This is a genomic window from Pelorhabdus rhamnosifermentans, from assembly GCF_018835585.1.
Lineage (GTDB): Bacteria > Bacillota > Negativicutes > UMGS1260 > UMGS1260 > Pelorhabdus > Pelorhabdus rhamnosifermentans.
Genome location: NZ_JAHGVE010000005.1, coordinates 123,433 through 143,043 on the forward strand (window position 1 = coordinate 123,433; position 19,611 = coordinate 143,043).

At 40.0% G+C, this 19,611-nt stretch carries 19 protein-coding genes and 1 tRNA gene; 2 read left to right on the forward strand and 18 right to left on the reverse strand.

What is annotated here, in order from left to right; genetic code table 11:
- Positions 1–162 precede the first annotated feature (162 nt).
- The 15 genes from Ga0466249_RS07875 to Ga0466249_RS07945 form a co-directional block, all read right to left on the reverse strand.
- The gene (locus Ga0466249_RS07875; RefSeq protein WP_215828909.1) at positions 163–438 is read right to left on the reverse strand and encodes an LbetaH domain-containing protein; all 276 of its coding nucleotides are present in this window, start codon (positions 436–438) and stop codon (positions 163–165) included.
- A 598-nt stretch (positions 439–1,036) separates the two neighbouring features.
- Positions 1,037–1,525, reverse strand: a complete 489-nt coding sequence (locus Ga0466249_RS07880) for a hypothetical protein (protein WP_215828910.1) — start codon at positions 1,523–1,525, stop codon at positions 1,037–1,039.
- Positions 1,526–1,584: 59 nt separating this feature from the next.
- Positions 1,585–3,072, reverse strand: coding sequence for an amidase domain-containing protein (locus tag Ga0466249_RS07885; protein ID WP_215828911.1), 1,488 nt, complete (start codon positions 3,070–3,072; stop codon positions 1,585–1,587).
- Between the two features lie 495 nt (positions 3,073–3,567).
- A tRNA-Arg gene (locus tag Ga0466249_RS07890) sits at positions 3,568–3,646 on the reverse strand.
- Between the two features lie 131 nt (positions 3,647–3,777).
- Positions 3,778–4,476 carry a peptidase MA family metallohydrolase gene (locus Ga0466249_RS07895; protein ID WP_215828912.1) on the reverse strand — a complete coding sequence of 233 codons (699 nt, stop codon included), beginning with the start codon at positions 4,474–4,476 and terminating at the stop codon, positions 3,778–3,780.
- 93 nt (positions 4,477–4,569) lie between these two features.
- Positions 4,570–5,355, reverse strand: coding sequence for an amidohydrolase family protein (locus Ga0466249_RS07900; protein ID WP_215828913.1), 786 nt, complete (start codon positions 5,353–5,355; stop codon positions 4,570–4,572).
- 47 nt (positions 5,356–5,402) lie between these two features.
- Positions 5,403–5,756, reverse strand: a complete 354-nt coding sequence (locus tag Ga0466249_RS07905; RefSeq protein ID WP_215828914.1) for a MerR family transcriptional regulator — start codon at positions 5,754–5,756, stop codon at positions 5,403–5,405.
- A gap of 78 nt (positions 5,757–5,834) precedes the next feature.
- Complete coding sequence (locus Ga0466249_RS07910) at positions 5,835–6,464, reverse strand: dienelactone hydrolase family protein (RefSeq protein ID WP_215828915.1); 630 nt, start codon at positions 6,462–6,464, stop codon at positions 5,835–5,837.
- Positions 6,465–6,540: 76 nt separating this feature from the next.
- Positions 6,541–7,140, reverse strand: a complete 600-nt coding sequence (locus Ga0466249_RS07915) for a ribonuclease H1 domain-containing protein (RefSeq protein WP_215828916.1) — start codon at positions 7,138–7,140, stop codon at positions 6,541–6,543.
- An 80-nt stretch (positions 7,141–7,220) separates the two neighbouring features.
- Positions 7,221–7,685, reverse strand: coding sequence for a CRISPR-associated protein Cas4 (locus Ga0466249_RS07920; RefSeq protein WP_215828917.1), 465 nt, complete (start codon positions 7,683–7,685; stop codon positions 7,221–7,223).
- A 1-nt stretch (position 7,686) separates the two neighbouring features.
- A complete protein-coding gene (locus Ga0466249_RS07925) occupies positions 7,687–7,917 on the reverse strand; it encodes a hypothetical protein (protein WP_215829035.1) in 231 nt (76 codons plus the stop codon).
- Between the two features lie 259 nt (positions 7,918–8,176).
- Positions 8,177–8,470, reverse strand: coding sequence for a hypothetical protein (locus Ga0466249_RS07930; protein ID WP_215828918.1), 294 nt, complete (start codon positions 8,468–8,470; stop codon positions 8,177–8,179).
- Positions 8,471–8,492: 22 nt separating this feature from the next.
- Positions 8,493–9,779, reverse strand: coding sequence for an NPN-dependent 2-hydroxyacid racemase, LarAH10 family (larAH10, locus tag Ga0466249_RS07935; protein ID WP_215828919.1), 1,287 nt, complete (start codon positions 9,777–9,779; stop codon positions 8,493–8,495).
- A gap of 31 nt (positions 9,780–9,810) precedes the next feature.
- Complete coding sequence (locus Ga0466249_RS07940; RefSeq protein WP_215828920.1) at positions 9,811–11,904, reverse strand: RNA degradosome polyphosphate kinase; 2,094 nt, start codon at positions 11,902–11,904, stop codon at positions 9,811–9,813.
- Positions 11,897–13,456 carry a Ppx/GppA phosphatase family protein gene (locus Ga0466249_RS07945; protein WP_215828921.1) on the reverse strand — a complete coding sequence of 520 codons (1,560 nt, stop codon included), beginning with the start codon at positions 13,454–13,456 and terminating at the stop codon, positions 11,897–11,899. Before Ga0466249_RS07945 ends, Ga0466249_RS07940 begins: the two co-directional genes overlap by 8 nt.
- A gap of 184 nt (positions 13,457–13,640) precedes the next feature.
- Here Ga0466249_RS07945 and ppx point away from each other — a divergent pair, with 184 nt between their 5' ends.
- Both ppx and Ga0466249_RS07955 read left to right on the forward strand, forming a co-directional pair.
- On the forward strand, positions 13,641–15,158 hold the full coding sequence (ppx, locus tag Ga0466249_RS07950; protein ID WP_215828922.1) for an exopolyphosphatase: 1,518 nt from the start codon (positions 13,641–13,643) through the stop codon (positions 15,156–15,158).
- Positions 15,159–15,264: 106 nt separating this feature from the next.
- On the forward strand, positions 15,265–16,326 hold the full coding sequence (locus tag Ga0466249_RS07955; RefSeq protein ID WP_215828923.1) for a tetraprenyl-beta-curcumene synthase family protein: 1,062 nt from the start codon (positions 15,265–15,267) through the stop codon (positions 16,324–16,326).
- A 22-nt stretch (positions 16,327–16,348) separates the two neighbouring features.
- On the opposite strand, the gene Ga0466249_RS07960 is transcribed toward Ga0466249_RS07955, so the two are convergent.
- From Ga0466249_RS07960 to Ga0466249_RS07970, 3 genes are all read right to left on the reverse strand, one after another.
- Positions 16,349–17,518: a DNA polymerase IV gene (locus Ga0466249_RS07960; protein ID WP_215828924.1), complete on the reverse strand. Its 1,170-nt coding sequence runs from the start codon at positions 17,516–17,518 to the stop codon at positions 16,349–16,351.
- A gap of 50 nt (positions 17,519–17,568) precedes the next feature.
- Positions 17,569–17,814, reverse strand: coding sequence for a DUF2164 domain-containing protein (locus tag Ga0466249_RS07965; protein WP_215828925.1), 246 nt, complete (start codon positions 17,812–17,814; stop codon positions 17,569–17,571).
- A 144-nt stretch (positions 17,815–17,958) separates the two neighbouring features.
- Positions 17,959–19,185 (reverse strand): ATP-binding protein, encoded by a 1,227-nt coding sequence (locus Ga0466249_RS07970; protein ID WP_215828926.1) that lies wholly within the window; start codon positions 19,183–19,185, stop codon positions 17,959–17,961.
- Positions 19,186–19,611: the final 426 nt, after the last annotated feature.

Genomic DNA, 19,611 nt, shown 5'->3' on the forward strand with positions numbered 1-19,611 from the left:
ACTTTCTGTCCGCCCCCCCCCAATGTTTTTAATAAAAAAATCTGCAACATATAAACTCAGCTTTTGCACTAAAAAAAGAAAAGACGCCCAATCGGCGTCTTCACTTTTTATTCACATAATAAAGTAATCTATAGTTTGGCATGATGAGCCTCCTCAGCACTCCTAATCAGCACTAACTTTATTTCCTAAATAGATAGAATATTGTTCATTATGCACAGTTAATTGCATATTTTTCAAACCATGTAAAATTACTCCATCTTGTAAGTTAGTTTTATTTCCAATATGAAATGGTGTTCCTTCATCAGCTCTAATTGTCACATTACATCCAATAAACACTTCCTTTTTTATTCGAACATCTCCAATAATGCTGGAAAAAGGACCGATAAAAGCAGTTTTATCAATAGTAGGATATACGCTAACAGGATTAAAAGAAGTCACAGGATTACTAGTAACAAAATATGAATATCTATTATTTGTTTCTACAGGCCTTTATCCAATAGGTTTTTCTAGACTCATAGCGATATCTCCTTATATAGTAATATTATGGTTACATAGAACTTTAATATATTCTATGAATTAGCAGTAATTATGTCACATAATTAATCGCCTGCCTGCAAAGCAAGGTTGCATGTGTATGTCTTTGATCATGAACGAAAATTGCTTGTATGGAACGGTTGCCAAAGGAATTGACATTAATAAGACCTTGATCGTCATATTTGGGCCCGCTTTTGCGCTTAACTGAATTTAAACACAAAAAAGCCTTCCAGAAAATCTCTAGAAGGTTTGTATTTACTATGGTGCGCTCGGGGAACTCGAACCCTCGCAAGACGCGGTTTAGGAATTCACCGCTCTATCCACCTGAGCTACGGGCGCATATTATTTGACACATCAATTTAAAGACACAGGGACGGTGGTATCGTCCTGCCCAAGACACTCCCACCGTCCCCTTATCCTGTAAATAATTGCCTTACTTTTTGCCTTCCTATTACTTTGTATGATTATCCTAACTAAGATTAGTAAAGAATGCTATCCCGTACTAGTTTGCCTTTGATAAAGGAAGCTTAGCTAAAACCTTATTTTTTCCTCCTACTAATATAACCTCAACGCTTTTTAACATTTCCAAGATTTCCGCATCACTATAATTTTGTGGGTCTATTAAAACAGTCATTCTAAATTCTTGAGAATGATATTTTCGCGGATGTGCTTTTGAATAAATATTAACTGGCGTAAGAGCGGGCATATCGGGTTTTTTCCCTACTATTATCGGTGGCAAATTTTCAGGTCGTGCATATTGACCTTTTACATCATAAATTGTTTTAAAAAATGACTGATTAGCATATTTAAAAGTCACTAGTGCTTTTTTCAGATTAGCCTTACTTTCCATTAGTTTTTTACTATCAGCTTCATTTACAGCATATGCATAACTATAATTAGGTTTATTAAATGGTTCAGATTTGATAATTTCTACGTCTTCAATTGTTATTGCGGGAACAACTATTATAAAATCATATAAAAAAAAAGACAAACAACCCCAAAGGCTATTATAAACCAAGCAGCAATTTTTTTCACGTCATACCTCCCGGGCTATTCATAATTAATATGAATAAAATAAATATCTCCCTGATATTTATCCTCTGTAAATACTTCTCTTAAAGATCGATGTTTTCTATTCGTTGTATGCCCACAATAATATATCTCACCATTCTCTATACTATCAACAATAGCCACGTGATTAATTTGTCCTTTAGGAACATTCTCTCCTAGATTATTAAAAGCTATAACATCACCTGGCTTAACATCAGCAGCAATCGTTGATATTTCATCCACGCTAGTAAGATACGATACACCATATGAATTTTCCAGCTTAGAAAAATATCTATAGAGCGGATCCGGATTTATCCAGGCGGGTGTTGCATTTACGGTGATCTTACCAAACCATGCTCTATATCCTTCATATGTAATCCCTTTCCAATTCCATTCGTCAGTCATAGCCCTTCCACCTGCCCACAAACATTGTGAAACAAAATTAGCACAGTCCGACCCACCACCTGTATCTGCGCTAAAATAGTGGAAACCATCATGATGGCTTGTATCCATAGCATGATCTAAAGCATATTGTACAGCATTCTGTCGATTTAGCTTAGCTGTCTCAGACTCACCGTCATCTCCTAAATCGGCTGAACTTAGATTTACCAGCTTACCTTCACGCGGAGATAAGCCATTAGCCCAAAATAACATATCTGTATTTCTATATGTTGTACTTCTATTTGTCAATATGGGATCTGAAGCAACTTGTGAAGTGTTTACAAGAGGCTTAATGTCTTCAATTGCACGATTAGTTGCACCTTCAATTATTCTTTGCTGTTCAATAAAACTATTATAATCATCAGGGTGCGGTATTCCGGCAGCGCTGACTCTCCATAATATTCCATTTTGATTATACTCCAAACGATAGTCCAATGCAATATCCTTATAACTTAACGTTGCATCAACAAAAGCCGCATTATTGGGTCCTAAAAGTATTTCAAAATTCTTTCTCCATACATCATTAAAACCATGTGCCTCATCGGGATTAAATAAATAATTATCAACTTTAAAATTGAATGAAGAATTAGCCAATCCAGATGATCTAAACGCTGCCATGTCACTCATTTTCCACACTAAAGGCGATAACGGCTTAGATGCGATGTTTTCGGAATTAAGAGTCACAATTGACTCTATCTGTTTTTGCAGCTCTATACGTTCCGGTGTTGGTTCATCATTGATACCAGTTAACGACATTCCACTCTCAGCCGTGCCAAAATTCAGTTGCTTGGCGCTTAGTTCCGCCTTAAACATTTTTACCTGTGCGTCAAATTCTTCCGGGCTCTGAGCGGCAGTCAACACGCTTTTGTATTTTTCCCCAATACTATACTCAATCGCGGCTGTCCCCACAATTGGTTGTACACCCAATTGCTCCCCACCGTTGGGAACCAGTGTCTGCGAACCATTTACAACAGCTTGGTCTATTACGTTTTGCTCCCGCTGTTCATACCCGTCGATAAATTCAATGCCGTCATCCCTAAAAACCATTTTCTCATCTCCTTAAAATTTGTTCATTTAGTTTTACGAGATTGCCACACAGCAACAAAAAAAGGCCCCTTGGCCTTGAAATCATGATACTATCGTCTTTTAGTCTTATGTGTAAAACAGCCTTTATCAATTATCTTCCTTATTCTTTATTCGTACAGTTTAGAGCAAAATAGTATAGTATTTTCAACTGAACAAATTATAAGTTTAACAGAAAGTCAGTAAGGATATTTAAAATCTGCAATTTTTAGGCTTATGAGTTATAGTGATAAACCAGCAACTTCAAATACCGATAAACAGCTACCCTCATCCTATCAGAAGTGCTTCTAATACCTTCTGTTCAAGCAAAGGGGATAACTGCTCTTGAATCACCAATTTTTCTCTTCCTACCCTCGCAAGAAAGCGCCGTTACATACAAATTGCATACAAAGCACTAAAAAAGCACGCAAAAAAGCAAGGCTCAGAACTCCTGAAGCCTTGCTTTTTCTTGTATTTAATTGGTGCGCCCGGGGGGACTCGAACCCTCGCAAGACGCGGTTTAGGAAACCACCGCTCTATCCACCTGAGCTACGGGCGCATGTGACGACAAATTGACAAATTTAACAAGCTCAAACAATACTTTTCTTACAAGTTTAACGATAATTAGTATACCATTTTCAAGGCGACGTGTCAATTGGAGAGCATTGAAAGAAAAATGTACCTTCAAATTTACATTAAGAGATAGTTCTTTCTAATATACTCCATCCATTTATTTTGCAATTGGTTCTCCGTTATGCCAAAAGCAGCTACAAAGTTATTAGGCGATTTTATAAAATTACATAACTTATCATAACCAAACTCTTCAATAATTGATTCTACTATAGTGTATGAGTATGGATAACCATTACGTTTAAAAAAAGTTTCAAAATCCTCGCCAGTATCTAAATCTTTGAATGTAGGAATCTTATTACTTACTAACCCATTCTTGACCGTTTTTCTTATCCAGTTTTCATCATTGTCTTTTGCTTCGTAACCTGCAATTCCTTCATTCAGCCATCTGGGTGTAGCCGCATTTATTTTATTTACTATAATATGCACAAACTCGTGAACGGCTGTATTTAATACATTATCAAATTCTGAACCTCGGGGTGGATTTAAAGGAGACGCTATGACAATTTTGCCTATTCCAAGCCCTCCTCTTATCCAATCAGGCGCATTGGGAAATCCTAAAGCAAGATGAAGTTGATTAAGGTCTGAATGAATCTCAATAGTCAATTTCTCTTGAAGTTGTTGATTAAAATGATTGGTAATTTTATTATAATTATTTTCAAGAACAGCTGAAACTTTATTTATACATGTCTTATCTATTTCGTTGTAATAAATTGTAAAATGCTCTGTTTCTTTTCTTAAATTTAGTTTGTTAACCAATAGTTTTCCTCTTTTCCGCCCCTTAGAACCGTTAAAGTATCTATATTAATCAGCAATAAATGATTAGTCAATTAGCTAAGTCCCTTAATCCTATCATATATTTAATAATCGAGCGATATTTCCGCCCAAAACTTGTGCCAAAATATGCGGATCTGAAACGATTTGCTCGATGATAGTTCTTGCTGTTAATGGTGAACAATAGGGTGCATCTGAACTGAAAAAGGTACGTTCAGGATATTCTCTTATGGCAAACGAGGGTGCTATTGTGGTAAAAGTTGCCGATAAGTCTAAGTAAATATTCCGTATGTCCCTAATGGCCTTCAATGTATTTAACCAATGTATCCCGCCAAGGTGCCCTAATATTAATGGAACACTTGGATACTTTTTAGCTAAAATCAGCAACGCCTTAATATCCTCAAAATTAAGCGGTAAAAACGTATGAACCCAAAGGGGAAGATTACCTACCTCACGGGAAGCCAAGAACAAAGGTTCCAGTTGAGATACCTGACCCGAACCTGGGGTTAGTTCGCCAATACCACGAAAATCATTAGCTAAAATATATTTATTTATCCATTCCAAGTTTTCATGATAAGACAAGCCGAATGGAATGGAGCCAAAGCCAATATATTTTGTGGGATTTTCCTTTATTATTTGAGCAAGCTCTGTAGTGGCATGTATCCTTTCGTTCAGCGGATTTTTTACCCCGTTCACAATATCATACAAACTATTTAGCTCTGTTTCTAAAGCTTGCATGTTCGTTGCTGTTTCCGGATGGATCGTCGAAGTAAACAGAATAGTACAATCCACCTTAGCTTCTTCCATCAGTTGCAACTGCCGCTCTGATGGAAGCATAACATGGGCATGACTATCAATAATCATAATAAAATCTCCTCTCTTGGTTTTCAAGCTAACGGCTTACATCACGATCAACTTTCCTCAAAATCCTGTATTCTCTCTTGCAGACGCAATTGCACCTGATGCAATATTGCAATTTTACTATTGACGTCAGCTAACTTTGCTTTATATAACTTACGAACAAGCTTGCATAAGGGGCGCCCACTTTGCATAGAAGTCGGACAGTCAATGATTTGTGCAATGTCGTCAGTATTCAGTCCCAGACTGATATAAAGTTGAATAGTCTTTACTCTTTCAACAGCCGTTTCATCATATTCCCGATATCCATTTTCTAACCGTTTAGGAATTAACAACTTTTTTGTTTCATAATATCTTATCGACCTCACGCTTGCACTCGTTTTACGCGACAATTCTCTAATTAGCACTTTAATCCCCTCTCGATTCATTTATAATTATAAAGTATGACATTCATGTTAAGGTCAAGCATTAAATAAAATAAACCCCTACCAATTACGGCGAGGTTTACTCATTCCCCTTTCATATTTTTTAACGAAGGACATGATTTTCCTACAGGATTTAATTGCCGATTCTTTATTATAACTGGCCGAAAACGGGTTAGCAAAACCATGCTGGCCCGCTAATTTTTCAACTTGGATATGTTCAAAGTTACTTAAATGTGAAATCAAGTCGTCCACATCAAAAGTTTTTTCTTCAGTAGGAAAAAGCAATAAAACCGGGCATTTAGGCTTTCGCGTAAAATAATCTCGTATTCTTGAGCCATAAAATCCAATAGCTAAATCACATAAGCCTGTTTCGCTACATAACCACGCAAGTGTAGCTCCTACACTATAACCAACCACGTAAACCGCTTTATAGCTCGCTCGCACATTGTAAAGAACCCTTTTTACTTGATCGAAGGCACTTCCGAATCCAATATTATTCATAAAGTGCTGATAAGCGATTGCTTCTTGGTCATAACGAAAAGACTCCTTATCCTTAAGCAAGTTAGGAGCAATGACATCCATCCCACATTTCGAAAACTCTTCACATATATCAATGATGTGCTGATTAACTCCATAAATTTCATGTAGAACAATGATAACTGTATCCGCGTGATGAATATAGTTTAACATCAATACCTCCACATCTAAGCAAGAGCCCAGCATTCAATTCATGCTGGGCTCTTTTTATCGTACCATCGTACGCCCCCTATATTCCAAGTGCGCCTTTGGCAAGCTTATCCACAAGCTCATTGCCCGAAACACCTGTATGCCCTTCAACTTTTTGAAAATGTACCCAGCTCAAACGTTCTGAAGCAAACTTGGCATAAGCAAGAGTAAATTTATTTTTAGCCTGCCAGGCCCCTTCAGCCCAGGCAGCAATCCCCATATAATCATGATGAATCGTAATAGGCTGGATGTGATTGGCCTCAGCCCATTCCATAGCCTTTACAGCTGCCGCTAATTCACCTGCCACATTATTCATTTTAGCCGCTTCGTCATCTTCGCCAGCACCGCTGTCTGAAAAAGACAATTCCCCCGCTTGATAGACAGCAAAGGCCCAGCTATAACGATTTTTATAGTAACTGCCATCAACGAAAATATCTGCAATCGAGTCTAGCCGTTTTTTTGTATGAGCGACTGCAGAAGCAGCCACTTGATTGACATAAGCTTCGGCCTCTTCTTCGGTGGGAAAACCTTTAAATAAAGCATTTGGAAAACCATCAATCTGTTTTTTACATTGCGTCCAATCACGATAAACGCCAGGAATTCGGCCCGCTCTTACCCCATAGTATTTTTTACCCGCCATGCAAAATACATCCTCCTTATCTGCTTCACGCACCGCTTATGCTTACATTCTACAAGAACGCCATCAATCCTACTATCCTCTCACCATGACGAACAGATCGATTGATGGGAACAATTCTGACAATAACTGTTATTTCCCGCTTGATTCGGCTTTACTTGTCCCTCAATGATCTTCCAATAGCGATGATATAAATCAATAATCTCCCGTTCACTCAGTAGTTTAACCTTCCTAGACGCCCCTTTAAAATGAATATAGCCAAAAGACGCAACAGGCTTTTGTTGGGTCTTTTCAACGAGTAGACGATATACAGAAAGCTGAATAACATCGGAGTCATATACCTTGTTGTGGCAGCGACTTTTATAATCGCCGACAATTAATATTCCCTTGCGATTCATCCATACTACATCAGGCTTCCCGCAAAGGGGTACGGGGTCAGTAATTTTCAAAAAATACTCTAGCATATAAGGAGTAAGCTTAGCCTTTTTTCTCGAACACAAAAATTTATATAGAATAACAACTGCTAGTAATATTAAAAAAAGTAACATGTTACCTCCAAAATATTCGCACAACCAAACGCCAAATAAACAAGATAAACTTCACAAACAAACCCTGTTTCGTTCGACCAGACAACCTCTGATTAAATTGTTCATGCGCCTCATTTCCCTTGTAAATATATTTTGCCGTAAGTGTCGTATCTTCGCCATAGCAATAATCAAAATATGCCTGGCGTTCACACTTCCCAAGCTTGGCCAGTTCTGTTGCACTTACTTGACGCATGTGAAGCCCCCTAAAAATGACACAAAAAGAATTTCTATTATTCACGCTTATCCACTTTATCCACAATCGACACCATCCCTGTTAAATCAACAGACACAGCGCTACCTACTTTGCCGAATCGTGTCAACTATCCACAATAACGTGCACAACTCAAATTGTGCATAAACCTTGTTTTTACTGGCTTTTTCTCCACCAACAAAAAAGACTTATCCACATTATACACTTTTTTGTGCATAACTTTGTGGATAAGTCCGTTTTTTTAAGCTACAGGGTGACTCCAATCAATCAAAACACCCGTATCATTCCACAACCGTGCCAGATTGTTCTGGAAAAATTCCAGACTATCTGTGGGTAACCCTGTCTGCGAAGCAAAATCATGAATGGTTTTGCCATTAGCCACTTCAATCGTTTTCGGTGTAGAAAGATAGTCTTCAACGACTTTCTTCTTCTCAGCATTGGCTAATACGACGCTGAATGCCTTCGTATCCGGATCATAGGCAATATAACCATAATCGTTTTCATAATGAATACACACTTTAAATTTTTGACTCACAAAATCACCTCAATCATGATATTTACGCCTGAATCACAGGCATCGTATTGGCAGCGTGGGGCATGACTGTCACTTTATAATCTTTCCCTAACCTTTCTTCAGCGAGTGTTAACGCTTCCTCGAAAGAAGCTGCAAAAACCAGTCCGGCATTTTCTATAAACTCACGGTTTTTAGGCAAAGAAACAATGATATGTGTCATGCGTTTCGCACTAAACCCCATTTTAAGAGCGATAAAACCAGGTACAGTAAAACCTTTTCTGAGAACCATTTCCCGTTCATAAAGTGACTTATACTGGAACCAATCACTAAAATCAGGCGGCTCGCCAATATTGCGGCATTCCAGCAGTGCAATAATGACGCCGCCTTCTTTACACGCCATAACCGCATTTTCCGTTGACTTTGTTGCCTGATAAAGATTAATATCCTTGGGATATCCACCAGAAGAAGCAATCACTAAATCAGCTTTTTCGGCTACCGGGACCCCAAAGATAGCCTCCACAGTCTGACAGCCTTCCCGCCAAGCTTTTTCATAATGACCGCCAACAAATTTGGCTACCTTTCCCTCGGCATTCATGACGACATTCAGTAAAAAAGCCGGCTGGAGCATGTCCGCCATTTCCATCATATCTTGTGCCATATCGGACTGAGTATTCCCATTATAGCATTCAGGATTGAGACCTTGTCCAACAATTTTATTCAGACAAAGCGCGTGATTGCCCTGAATGGTCTCATAACCGGAAATTCCCGGCATAACGGATTTCCGCCCGGCACCAAACCCAGCCATCAAATGATAGACAATACCACCTGTCAAAATAACTTTATCAGCATTGACAACACGTTTATTTTGATAAGCTTTAACACCATGCGATGTCGTACCTTGATAAACAAACTCCTCGGCGTTAAAAGCATCGTTTTGATAAATGGCGACGCGACGCACCACTTCTTCGCCATAAACATTTACCTGTTCTTCAGCACTATGCTTACGATGGGCACCCAAAGCGACCATCAAAAAAATTTTCTCGTCAGGTACACCAAAATCATTGAGCGCATTAAGCAAAAGCGGCAAAAATTGTTCATAATGAATCCAAGCACGCGTCACATCACTGACAACAATAGCGACTGTATCATCTGCGGCAATGATCTCTTTTAGCGGTAACGTGCCAATAGGATGCTCAATGGCTTCCTTAAAAGCTTCCTCCATATCTTTTGCAGCTGGATAATCCCTCCCCTCTACAGTAGCAATGAGCTGATTATCGGGAATTTCAAACGAAATGTTTTTCTGCCCAAAACCCAATTCAAATTTTGCCAAATTAAATCCTCCCTACTATTCTACTTTCCTACTATTCTTCTCTGCGGTATAGCGGCTGTAAACGGTGCTCAATGAGATTTGGCTCAACCCTTGTTTCTTGGGCTAACTTACAAAACTCTACCTGACTATTGACGCTCTTACCACGCTTCGGCACACGTCGATAAGTCCCATTGCTCTTCATAATATGAGCTTTTTGATTATCTGCCAGCATAATAGCTAGTATCCTTTTAATCCGCTGAATATGTTTGTCCTGATCAACGGGAAATAATAGTTCCACTCGCTCATTTAAATTACGCGGCATCCAATCAGCGCTAGATAAAAAGACTTTCTCATCGTCATCATTTTGAATGTAAATGATTCGATGGTGCTCCAAGAAGCGACCGACAATACTCCGAACGGTAATATTTTCGCTAATATCCGTAAGACCCGGCCTTAGCACACAAATACCACGTACGATTAAATCTATTTTAACACCATATCCAGATGCTTCATATAGTTTTTTAATGATATCTTTATCAAGGAGAGAATTCATCTTAGCTATAATATGACTACTTTTTCCCTGCTGAACCATTTCAATTTCATAATCAATGAGCTCAACAAGTTTCGCTCTTAATCCCAGTGGAGCGACAGTAATCTTATTCCATACAGGAGGATCAGAGTAACCAGACAAAACATTGAAAAAAGCCGAGGCATCGGCCCCAAACTGATCATTAGCTGTAAAAAGTCCCATGTCCGTGTAACTTTTGGCTGTCGAATCATTGTAATTTCCTGTCCCCATATGAATATAACGCTTAATACCATTGTTCTCCTTACGAACAACAAGAATCATTTTAGCATGCGTCTTAAGACCCACTAAACCATAAATGACATGGCAGCCCGCTTCCTCCAATTGTTTGGCCCACAAAATATTATTTTCTTCATCAAAACGCGCCTTTAGTTCCACAAGAACCGTCACTTGTTTGCCATTTTCCGCTGCCTGTGAAAGAGCCTTCACAATGGGCGAATTACCACTGACGCGATATAGTGTCTGCTTAATGGCCAGTACGGCAGGATCGGCTGCCGCCTGCTGGACAAAATCCAAAACAGGTTCAAAAGACTCATAAGGATGATGAAGCAAGACATCTTCCGTGCGAATTTTTTCAAATAAATCTTTTCCATCAGACAAATCAGCTGGAATTTGCGGCGTACTGGGCTGAAATTTAAACGTTTCCATGCCAGGCAGATCAGCAAAGTTAAAGAAACAGGTTGCATCAAGCGGCCCAGCAATTTCATAAATATCTGCCGGAGGTAAATTCAGTGCATCAACAATAAAATTTTTCAAAGACACCGAAGCTGTTTTACCAATTTCAAGCCGCACCGGTTGGCCACGTTTGCGCTGCCGAAGCGATTTTTCCACTTCTTCCAGTAAATCTTTCACATCTTCTTCATCAATAGTCAGATCGGCATTACGCGTAATACGAAAAGGAACGACTTCCTTGACTTCATAGCCGTAAAATAGCTCACTGCAATAGGTTGCAATAAGTTGTTCAAGAAAAATGAACTGACGCACTTCCGTATGAACCGGTATCGTCACAAGACGCGGCAATACTGCGGGCACTTGAATAGCCGCAATTTTTTCATCCTGACCTTTGCGAGTAATTCGGATGGCCAGGTTTAAACTACGATTAGACAGAAAAGGAAAGGGATGACTGGCATCTACAGCAACAGGTGTAATAACGGGATAGATGGTATTGCGAAAATAGGTATAACACCATTGTTGATCAGTTTGGGATAATTGACTATTTGTGACAAACTCAATTTTTTGCGTTTGAAGCTGCCGAATAATGTTCTTTAAATAACGGTATTGCACTTGCACAAGCACATGCGTATCATGAGAAATGGCTGCAAGTTGCTCAGCCACAGTGAGACCTGACACATCGCGCTTCTGAATATGACTGTCAAGCTGATGACGTAACCCTGCCACACGAATCATGAAAAATTCATCCAAGTTAGAGCTTGTAATGGCAATAAACTTTAACCTTTCTCCAATGGGAGTCGTTTTAATGCCTGACTCTTGCAGCACACGGCCATTAAACTTCAACCAGCTCAGTTCACGATTTAAAAAATACTCCGCATTATCAAACATTACTTTTCCCCCTTTCTAACAAAGCCCTCACACCAAAGACGTCTTCAAAAAAATCTGCTTTAGAAGCAAAAGTCCATTCTTCTAGGGAATAATCTTCATGAACTGCGACTTTAATAAACAAATCATTGCCTTTAAGCGATATATTCACCTTTTTGACCTTATTTCGATGGCTGCGATCCATGGCATCGGCCAAACGAATCATGGCGGCGAGCTTGGCTACTGTCACCTTGTCTTCTTCTAAAAGTTTAGCATAGTTGGCCTGTCCACTATGTGGAATTCCCTTCGTATGATAATAAGCGACATTCGCCATAATCGCTTTTTCACGATTGGAAAACCCCATAATATCGGAAGACACAATCAGTTGGTAAGAATGATAATAGTGACGGCGTAAACTCACAAATTTACCGATCTCGTGCAAAATGGCCGCACCTTGCAGTATAAATCGCTCCCTTTTGTCAAGACCATGAAGCTTTTTCATTTTATCAAACAGCAATAAGGAAAGTTTCTCCACCATTCGCGCATGCTTTGTATCTGAGAGATAACGCTTACTTAAGTTCCACACGAGACTAAATATTTGATTTTCAATCACCTTAATCCAGGGATCACGTTTTTGTTCAGCCAGATGCAAAAGAGTAATACCATCCTTAAAATTATCACAAGGAATCACGATTTCCTGTACATGAGTAAGAGATAACATCTGGTGATATAATACCAGCGTGGGAAGCACCATTTCAGCCATATCTATGGTTAAATCAAAAATCTGCATCAGTTGTGGCACATTCAGCCGATTTACTTGTTCATAAAGAACATTAAATTCATCCACACTAATCACACAGAACTGATTGCCACGACGTACCTTATGAAGCATTTTAAGGAGCAAGCCTGTTTCAATACCTGATAAAGAGAGATAACGAATACGACAATTCTCCAGATAATTCTTAACTGGTTCTACAGCACTATAAATATATTCCTCAAGGGCTTGATGAAAATGGGCTGATTCCCGCTGAGCCAATTCAAACCCTTCCTTGATTCGGAGTGCGCCAATGTGAAGATTTTGCTGAAATTGAATGGTTTCTTCCTGAAGCAGCGTCATACCCAGCCCACCTGAAGAAATATCGACAAACAAAATCCCCTCTTTATCTGCAGTAAGCCCCTGCTCAGCTAAGTTATGATAAGACGAAACATATTTATAAAAAATTTCCTGCGGCATATCGACAACACTCACACGCAAACCCGTCTTGACCTTGATCTGATCAATAATATAATTTTGATTTGTCGCTTCACGTACAGCCGTTGTCGCCACAAGACGATAATCTTTTACACCATAGTCTTTGAGCAATCGCCAATACCCCTTTAAAAGATTGCACACTTGATTTAAAGTACCAAAACTAATTTTATGAGTTTGAAACATTTCTTCGCCTAAATCCACTCGGCGACTCACTTGATCAATGACTTTCATGTCTTGTAGACACGTATATTCGACAATTTGCATACTCACTTGTTCCGATCCTAAATGAATGGCAGCAAAATATTCCGGCGTTTGCTTTACCATGGTCTCACCACCTTTCTGTATGATCAAACTATTTTCGACATTTTCCTGGATTTCCCTGTCTTATTATGCCGCCAGAAGATTATTTTTGTGTAAATAAACACTTGCCTTTTGAACCCTATTATTGATACTATCACTATGAGTAGTTATTATTTATATTTTCTACACTATTGCCGGAGGTGATAATATGACTGAGCACATTGCCATTGTCGATTTAGGATCCAACTCAGCCCGACTCATTGTCATGCATATCTATCATAACGGTGCCTATAATCTCGTCTACAATCAAAAAGAAAGTGTTCGGCTCAGTGAAGGTATGGAGCAAGACAATCAGCTTCAAGAAGCTGCCATCGGACGGGCCATCCACACCTTAAAGGTTTTTGCACACATGTGTCAGTTACACAAGGTAGACAGAATTATTGCGACAGCCACCGCTGCCGTCCGCAATGCCAGTAACGGACAGGCATTTGTAGCGAAAGTACGCGAATTGACAGGTATCCCCCTTGAAATCATTAGCGGAAAAAAAGAGGCGAAAATCGGAAGTATTGCTGTCACGAATACTATCGATATTAAAGATGCGTTATTATTTGACTTAGGCGGTGGCAGTACCGAACTGACCTTGGTCCGCAACAACCAAGTAGCCGAACTCGTCAGTTTGCCGTTTGGTGCCATTACCTTATCGGAGAAATTCCAAACACAAGATAAGGTTACAGATGAAATAATTGCCAATTTAAATAATTATATCCTAGACAAGCTGTTGGCCATTCCCTGGCTAAGCAAGCTAAATTTGCCATTAGTCGGTATTGGCGGAACAGCGCGTAATATCGCCAAAATGGACCAACGACGCAAAAACTATCCTTTCCCGAAGTTACACAATTATCGGATGGGTATGGTATCCCTGGATAGCCTCTGGGAAAGCCTGATTAAAACGAATTTAAGTCAACGGCGCAAAATTCCCGGTCTAAGCAGTGATCGGGCCGATATTATTTTGGCTGGCATGAATGTCGTAAAAGCCCTATTTGAAGTATCGGCTGGGGAACAATTTATTATTAGCGGCTGCGGTCTAAGAGAAGGACTCTTTATGCATTACTATCTCACACGCCAGCAGCAAGCCGATGTCTTGCCTGATATCCTCATGCACAGCACACGCAACATGTTACTCTTCTATAAAGGCAATACCATCCATGCCTACCATGTCTCTCATCTAGCCATGACACTGTTCGACGGATGGCAAAAACTCCATCAACTCACGCTGCGCGAACGGACCTTGCTAAAAGCGGCTGCATTTCTCCATGATATTGGCATTACCATTAATTATTACGATCACGCCCGTCATAGCGCCTACTTAGTAGAAAATGCCCGGCTCTTTGGTCTAACGCATCGTGAACAAATGCTCATTTCCGCAGTGACGGGCTGGCACCATGGTGTCAGTACCAAATCGATGCGGCGAATTTATTATGAATTTCTTGACGAGGCTGACTGGAGCATTGCCCGCAAGCTAGCCCTGATACTAGCCCTTGCCGAAAGTCTCGACCAAACAGAAATGAGTGTCATTCAGGGAGTTACGGTAAAATTAACACCCACTCAAGCGGAATTAAAATTCGAGGCTTATGACAATGCCGTCATTGAACAACAAGCAATAAAAAAACACCAAAAGTGGTTCCGTAAAGAAATGAAGTTGCCACTCATTATTACAGAAGCCTAACGGAACAAAGACTTGCATCCATTCGCCTAACGAGTAGCTCTGTATAATTAACCAGCGTTACTGTCCATACTAAAGCGAATAGGATAATAAAGGAGATTCAAGACCCTTGTTCCAGCAACTAATCGTTTCAACCGCTATCATTACACGGCTTATACGCCAAGTATTCCCACTTGTCGACAAAGAGCTTGTCTATTGGCATACTTATGCTACAAGACATCTCGGACCGGAATTAGCCGCTCAAGCGGTAAGCAGCATTCAGCAAAAACGCTTTCACTGTCTCGGCGGCAGTGTCTATAGTCTCTATCCCGGCGTCAGCACACCTGACTTTGTTCGTTTCGTTGTAGCACTCCAAACGATAAGTGATTACCTGGATAATCTCTGTGACAGAGCCTCGGTGACAGACGAAAAAGCCTTTACCCAACTTCACTTAGCCATGACAGATGCCGTCAATCCCCATGCACCGTTAAAAAACTATTATTGCTATTATCCTTATAAACACGACGCTAGCTATCTTCGGACGCTCGTCGTCACTTGTCAACAGGAGCTGCAAAAGCTTCCTTCTTATACTCTTGTTAAATCACAAGTAATCAAGCTCGCTTCCCTCTACAGCCAGCTTCAAACCTATAAGCATCTTGCAACGACAGAACGAGAGCAAAAGCTTGCTGCATGGAATGACTGCTACCTCCCCATCTATCCGGAACTCACTGCCTATGAATTTGCAGCAGCAGCCGGTTCAACGCTCGGTATTTTTATGCTTTGTGCTCTGGCTAGCAAGCCTTATCTTTCACCTGACGAGATTGAGCTGACCCTGACGGCCTACTTTCCATGGATTTGCGGCTTTCATATTTTACTCGACTATTTTATTGATCGTAAGGAAGATGAACGTGAAGGCGATTTGAATTTTGTCACTTACTATCAAAACCCCGCTGAACTCAGCGAGAGACTCGCTTTCTTTGCCACTCAATCTTATTTATATGCCCAATCCTTACCTGAACCAGCTTTTGCCCAGACTGTCATTGATGGCCTCAAGGCACTTTATTTATCTGATCCTAAAACAAACACGAGTCTTGAACAAAAAATTCGCAATAACATCATAGACTCTTCCCGATATTCTGCAAAGACTGCCTATTGGCTCTGTTTGTGGCTTCGTAAGAAAAACAAGTTATAAAGAAAGCCGACACAAATTCCTGCTAGGACTTGTGTCGGCTCTCTTTATTTGTTACTAGTCGCCCACGCGTAACAATTTTCTGACCAAACTTTCTTTTTAACTCATCTGTCACTACGGAAAGTTTGGATTTTTTACTTTCCTCCGCTTCGAACAGCGATAACTGGCTCGTCGATAGCAAATGAGAGACACTAATCCCTAGCAAGCGAATAGGCTCGCGCCGCGGTAAGGCCAAAAACAACGCCTGTCCTACCTGAAAAATATCATCATCAAGTGAAATCACCTGAGAAAGGGTCTTGCTGCGTGTCACTGTTTCAAAAGAAGGATAACGAATTTTAAGCGTCACCCTCCGTGCACCAAGTCCTGCTTGCCGAAGTTTCCAGCCAACCTGTTCCGTTAGTGCAAATAAGTGCGTCAAGATCGCTTCCTCATCAACCCAATCCTGTTCAAATGTTGTTTCCCGTCCTATCGACTGCGCCGCCTGCTGAACCAACACAGGACGTACATCGATTCCCCGCGCAAGCTGCTGCATCTCCCGCCCGAAAATACCAAAAGTCTGTTCAAGTAACGCCAACTCTGCCTTCGCAACATCACCAATCGTAAAAAGCCCTAACTGCCGTAATTGCGGTAGCGTAACTTTTCCAACGCCCCAAATTTTGTCGACAGATAACGGAGAAATTGTCGCTGCTTCCTTGCCATATTCAATGACCTGCAGACCATCGGGTTTCTGCATATCTGACGCTATTTTAGCCAAAAATTTATTCGGTGCCAACCCTACTGAAGCCACAAGATTGAGCTCCGCCCGAATCGTCGCTTTGAGCTGCTTAGCTAAAGCCACAGGACTGGTAAAAAGCAGTTGCATGCCTGATATATCCAAGAAAGCTTCATCAAGTGATAAAGGCTCAATGAGCGGTGAAAAAGCACGAAATATTTTATGGATCGCTTGGGACACTGCCTGATAATGATAAATATCGGGTACAAGAAAAACCGCCTGCGGACAGAGCCTGCGCGCCTCATGCATGGACATAGCTGAATGCACACCAAACCGTCTGGCTTCGTAAGACGCCGTCGAGACGACACCACGCGCCCCAAGGCCGCCTACAATCACAGGCTTGCCGCGATACTCCGGATGATCCCGCTGCTCCACCGAGGCAAAAAAGGCATCCATATCGACATGTAAAATCCAGCGCCCCATATACAATCACCTCACAACAGTACTAAAATTTCTACTAAACTATTCGACAACTAGCGAGGAATAATACGTTTTTCAAGTGAAAAAAGTTCTTCTGTTTTTTGATTCATTAGCTGATGGGCATCAGCGATGGCTTGATTATAAATATATACGCCTGCTTCCTGTAAGATAAAATCCAAAAAAAGCGCAGCTTGAAATTCACTCAGCTCCTCATCACGTTCAGTTAAGAAAAATTTCTGGATACTTGCGAGCAAAACTTCCTGATTCTCTTTACTCAGTTGAATACCTTTGGATTGCATCGACACACCTCTTTCTATTTAAAATATGTCCCTAGTAACATTCTGCCCAGAATATAAAAAAGCCTGCTGACGATTTTAGTCAACAGACTTTTCAAAATATACCGACCCCTTATAGTGAATTTTATCTATAGCCTTTTGTGACGATTATATAAGTCTAATGGGAATAATATAATTCTTACTATCAAATGCCATTAACTCTTCCTTCATGCACAGCACACCCCCATTACCCCGTTCTATATTTGCTCTATCTAGCGTTTTGAATACATTAGTTAGTTGTGATGCCGGTGATGCCGTTTTTTTAATTTCAATTGGAGATAGCTTTCCATCAGCTTCAATGATCAAATCTATCTCCTTCATATCCTTATCGCGGTAATAATATATGAATGGAGTTTTCGCTGAGTTATAGTAGCTTTTGAAGATTTCACTTACTACGTAATTTTCTAGCACAGCTCCATTCATTGCACCACTTTCAAGTGTTTCAGGACTGCTCCATTTTGTAAGATACGTACAAAGACCGGTGTCATAAAAATACAGCTTCGGTGTCTTAATTGTTCTTTTTAGGATATTGTTTGAGTAAGGGTGTAGATAGAATATGATTCCTAATGTTTCTAAAATCGTCAGCCAGCTCTTGGCTGTAATTTGATTTATGTCAGCATCTCGTGCAATATCTGCATAGTTTACAATTTGACTAGTACGACACGCTGTAGCAGTAATGAACTTCATAAAGCTTAAAGAATCAATTGATCCTGATAGTCCTTTTACATCACGCTCTAAATAGGTGCTTAAATAACTCATATAAAAGATATTGCTATCCTTGTACTTGCCACTAACTATCGCTGGCATCCCGCCCGTAAAGATTCGTTTAAATATTTCTGGAGTGTTCGCAACTTTGATCGTTTTTTGTCTATCACTTAACACTTTTAAATCTGCAGTAAATGGAATATTATTGCAAGAATTATATATTTCATTTTGAGAAAGCGATGAGAGATTAAGCACTGCAACACGTCCAGCGAGAGATTCTTGAACTCCGTGCATTAACTTAAAAACTTGAGAACCCGTCAACCAGAATTCACCCGGTTCTTGATTTCTATCTACCATTATTTTAATGTATGTGAAAAGTTCAGGTGCGTACTGCACCTCATCAATAAAAATTGGTGTTTTATATATTTGAAAAAACATTGCTGGGTCGGATTTTGCTAATGCTCGAATATTTAAATCATCAAGAGACACATAGGTTCTATCTGAGCCTTCCATTAGATTCTGAAGCATTGTTGTTTTTCCAACCTGTCTAGGCCCTGTAATTAAAATTGCAGGATATTGTTCTGAAAGTTCCGTAACGATCTTTTCCATATCACGTTTAATATAACGCATCCCATCGTCACCTTTCGGCTAATATTCAATACACTTATATTATAGCCGATTATCTAAAAAATAGCAGCAAGCTTTAAAATATTCTTCGGACAGTTCTACTTCTCTAAATTCCTAACAATAATAATACGTCAAACAAATCGCTGTTAAAGATGCAGTCAAGCGCCTTTAACAGCGATTTGTTTGCTTTTTTCTCCATCCAGACAAGAAGCAAACTATACGTCACTGTGCTTCTAATTTCAAAATCTTGTTTGTCGAACAATTTTCTGCCAATTCCTCTTGCAAAAATTGGAATACGTACTATAATTAGAAATAGATGGGAATTTAAAAGCCGCCGCGTCTCATAAGTGAGGCAAACACTTATAAGCACGCGCAGGTGCACTACCACCTACACGTAACAGATCACTGTCCACGACGACATGATTTATT